Source organism: Nostoc sp., from assembly GCF_041747015.1.
Taxonomy (GTDB): domain Bacteria; phylum Cyanobacteriota; class Cyanobacteriia; order Cyanobacteriales; family Nostocaceae; genus Nostoc.
The window spans coordinates 1-3,086 of record NZ_JBGTFY010000376.1; the positions used below are offsets into that span (position 1 = coordinate 1).

4 protein-coding genes and 1 pseudogene are annotated in these 3,086 nt (G+C 37.2%); 3 read left to right on the plus strand and 2 right to left on the minus strand.

Going from position 1 to position 3,086, the window contains the following annotated elements; translation table 11 throughout:
- Positions 1-211 precede the first annotated feature (211 nt).
- Positions 212-589 (minus strand): hypothetical protein, encoded by a 378-nt coding sequence (locus tag ACEW80_RS29745; protein WP_373530059.1) that lies wholly within the window; start codon positions 587-589, stop codon positions 212-214.
- A 342-nt stretch (positions 590-931) separates the two neighbouring features.
- Here ACEW80_RS29745 and ACEW80_RS29750 point away from each other — a divergent pair, with 342 nt between their 5' ends.
- Both ACEW80_RS29750 and ACEW80_RS29755 read left to right on the plus strand, forming a co-directional pair.
- Positions 932-1,537, plus strand: a complete 606-nt coding sequence (locus ACEW80_RS29750; RefSeq protein WP_373530060.1) for a GIY-YIG nuclease family protein — start codon at positions 932-934, stop codon at positions 1,535-1,537.
- Positions 1,538-1,912: 375 nt separating this feature from the next.
- Positions 1,913-2,281, plus strand: a complete 369-nt coding sequence (locus ACEW80_RS29755) for a DUF2834 domain-containing protein (protein ID WP_190938666.1) — start codon at positions 1,913-1,915, stop codon at positions 2,279-2,281.
- 35 nt (positions 2,282-2,316) lie between these two features.
- Here ACEW80_RS29755 and ACEW80_RS29760 read toward each other — a convergent pair.
- Positions 2,317-2,721 (minus strand): annotated as a pseudogene (locus ACEW80_RS29760) (ATP-dependent RecD-like DNA helicase); the annotation flags it as partial.
- A 140-nt stretch (positions 2,722-2,861) separates the two neighbouring features.
- Between ACEW80_RS29760 and ACEW80_RS29765 the strand changes: the two are divergent.
- Positions 2,862-3,086, plus strand: a 225-nt coding sequence (locus ACEW80_RS29765; RefSeq protein ID WP_373530061.1) for a ParA family protein, incomplete at its 3' end; no start/stop codon positions are given.

Genomic DNA, 3,086 nt, shown 5'->3' on the forward strand with positions numbered 1-3,086 from the left:
TATTAAGTGTGAAACAACCTAGTTATGTAAAAAAAATAACTAGTCCGACGCGTTAGTGAACTAGTTTTTAAAGAAATCCTCTTCTCATGCCATGAGTATTATTACTCATCCACAAATAGTAAAAACTGCAAAAGTATAGAAACTATGTGCATGGTTACAGCGCAATTCATTAAGCTCTTTACTACAAACCTGATTTCATTAGAGGAAACAGTTAATCCCACCAAGCATATAACTGTTGAGAATTAATCTCTAATTCATCGCAACCCCACACAAATTTTACAAATTCACCTGCAAAGTCTAAGTCTTTCACCCCTTTAACTGTAATTGCATCAATCACCAAATTTGGGTTATCTGTATGATTGAGGACTACACCATCAAAAATCGCTGTCACTTCTAATCTTTTACAACGTTGCCCAAATTCAATAAATGAACCAACTGATGGAGTAGCATTAAAACTAGCGTTTAGTGTAGTGTAGCCTGATTGAATAACTTGCTCCAATGATTCTAAAGATAGTCCCTGAAATTTGATTGCGTTGGGAGTATATTCTGTAATTGAGTTACCTAAAATTTCTTCAATCCGTTGAACCATATATTTATATCCATATTAAATAAATTTTCAGTATAAGCATATTCCTTAGTCTAGTAGATGCAGATGGTAACGAACTAGAGGAATACAACGTAAGTTTATCAAGTTAGCTAAGACCAGAGATATTTACAAACACTTTAATGGTAAACCTATTATTATTAAGGATTAATTATGGCTCAAGATTTCATTAAGCTAAGTGATTTACTTAATCAATTTTAATCAATTTTAATTAATTTTAAATGAAATAAAACAGCATCCCGACTACAAAAAGGTAGAATATTCACCAGATTTTACAGTTGCAGACGCGATTGCAGCTTTAGAAGAACTACGAACAAAGATACAAGAATGAAACCAGGGTACATTTATTTAATTCATAGTGTAGGCACATATAGATACAAAATAGGGCTAACTGTAGCACCACGGACACCAAAGGAAAGATTAAAAGAACTGAATAGCCGTCAAAGTCCCTACCCGTTGAAACTCATTCATTATGTGTTTGTTACTGACGTTTACAAAGTAGAGAAAGAAATTCATCAAGCTTGTAAGTCATTTAATGTTTATAGGGAGTGGTTTGAATTTACAAAGAACGCATATTTGCAACAAGTTATTCAGTTAATGGAGCGTGGTAATGTAGCGCAAAGATCAAATAATAATTATCAGGATTACGGTCAACATCATCAAAAACTAAATGTTTCTTTGCCTATAATTCCTAGAGATATTGAACGTGCAAGTCAAGAGAGAGAGGAAATCCCAAAATATTTAATATCCAGAAGATATGAATCCCACAATCGGTTGAGACAAGGCATAGTCGGTGAGAAAAACAAGAAGAAGAAAATTAAGAAAAGGGAATCTACTGTTTTAGGTAAAGTTTTCAATAATAATTTTTTATTTTTAGTAGCAATAGTCATTTGTATTATTTTATTTTTATATGTTGTGAGTAGATTGATTTAAAAGTGCGTGAATGGGATGATACAGCAAGGGTTTGAAGCCCTTAAATTTTAGAAACTTCAATTGATACAGTTTTATTGGTGCAGAGTATTAGTACTACTCTGCACCATCAAAAAAATTAACGCCCAAAATCTAGACAGACAAAGACTTTCAGCCTTAGCGTCCAATTTTCCCGTTTTGGCACGGTGATGCCAACCCCAGGAGGAGACGACTCCTCAGTAAAATAGGCTACTGCCTCTACGCACAACTTTCACGTCGCGCATCTCGGCTCAATACCAATTAGACAGCTAGGGGATAAATTCTGTTTCAAAGCAGCCCGTCAAGTTACTGTTCAATAGAATTGATCTGAACGTACAGAAAAATCAGAATCTACTGACCATGAACATCAAAGATAAACTCATTTGTGCCTCCTATATCCTCATTGCGTTGGCGGCATTACCAGCGACTTGGCTCAACAATCTTGCATTCATGACCCAGCCTAGTAATGCTTATTTCGCGGACTTTTTTCGTGCAGCCTACGTCAATGCTGCTGCTGCGTCTCTCACCAACGACTTGATTTTGGTTAGCTTGGCAACGTGTATATTTATGGCGATTGAGGGAAAACGTGTCGGTATTCGATATTTCTGGTTGTATATTATTATGTCAGCCATTATTGCTGTTAGTGTTATGTTCCCACTATTTCTGCTCGCTAGACACATCAAGATCGCCAAAGAAATTTCTCTCCAGAGCGTTCCTAAAGCTGCTTAAAGAGTAGTTATTGATTAACCCTCTTTTATCACTTCTGCCAGAGAATAATCTATAATCCTTACATAATAAGACTTTTGCGATTCTTGTTCCTGTACAATTACTTCCTGTTCCTCAGTATCTATTGTGGTAATAAATCCCACATCGCCATTAAAAACTTCCCGTTGGTAGTCGTTGGTGAGTTGGATAATGCGATCGCCTGTTCTAAAAATAGTTCCACCCCTGGTTACTTCAATTTTTTCAGGGCTAGGGGGATTAATCAATTGTTGCAATACATGATTGAGATTGCGTGTACCGACTAATCCCCGTGACATGGGGGAAAGCACTTGGACATCAGTAGCAGGGTTAAAACCAAGCCCTGGAATCAAATCTGTAATCAACTCGCTAATTGCTTGTACCCCATGTTCTGGCTCAAACCCGCCACCATGCCACAGACAATCAGATTAGGGTGTTACACGATTCAAGATATCTCGACTTATAGGTATCTTGATACCCAGGTATCTTTTTACTTTGATATCTAAATATTTAGACAGTTAGAGTTAATATCTGTATGCTCTGCTATATCGAATTGGGGGTTTAACCCATGCGAACCTGCTCATCCATCTCCCTCTCCGGTGGACAGGGAAAAACAACCACGATCTTCTTTACCTCACTGCTGCTAGCACGGCTTGGCTTACGAGTGTTGACTATCGACGCAGATCCACAAGCAAATCTGACTTTTTATTTAAATCACGAGGTAGACCCAAACCAGCCCAGCTTATTTGAAGTGCTAACTGGGCAAGTGACAACAGAAGATGGTATTTACCCT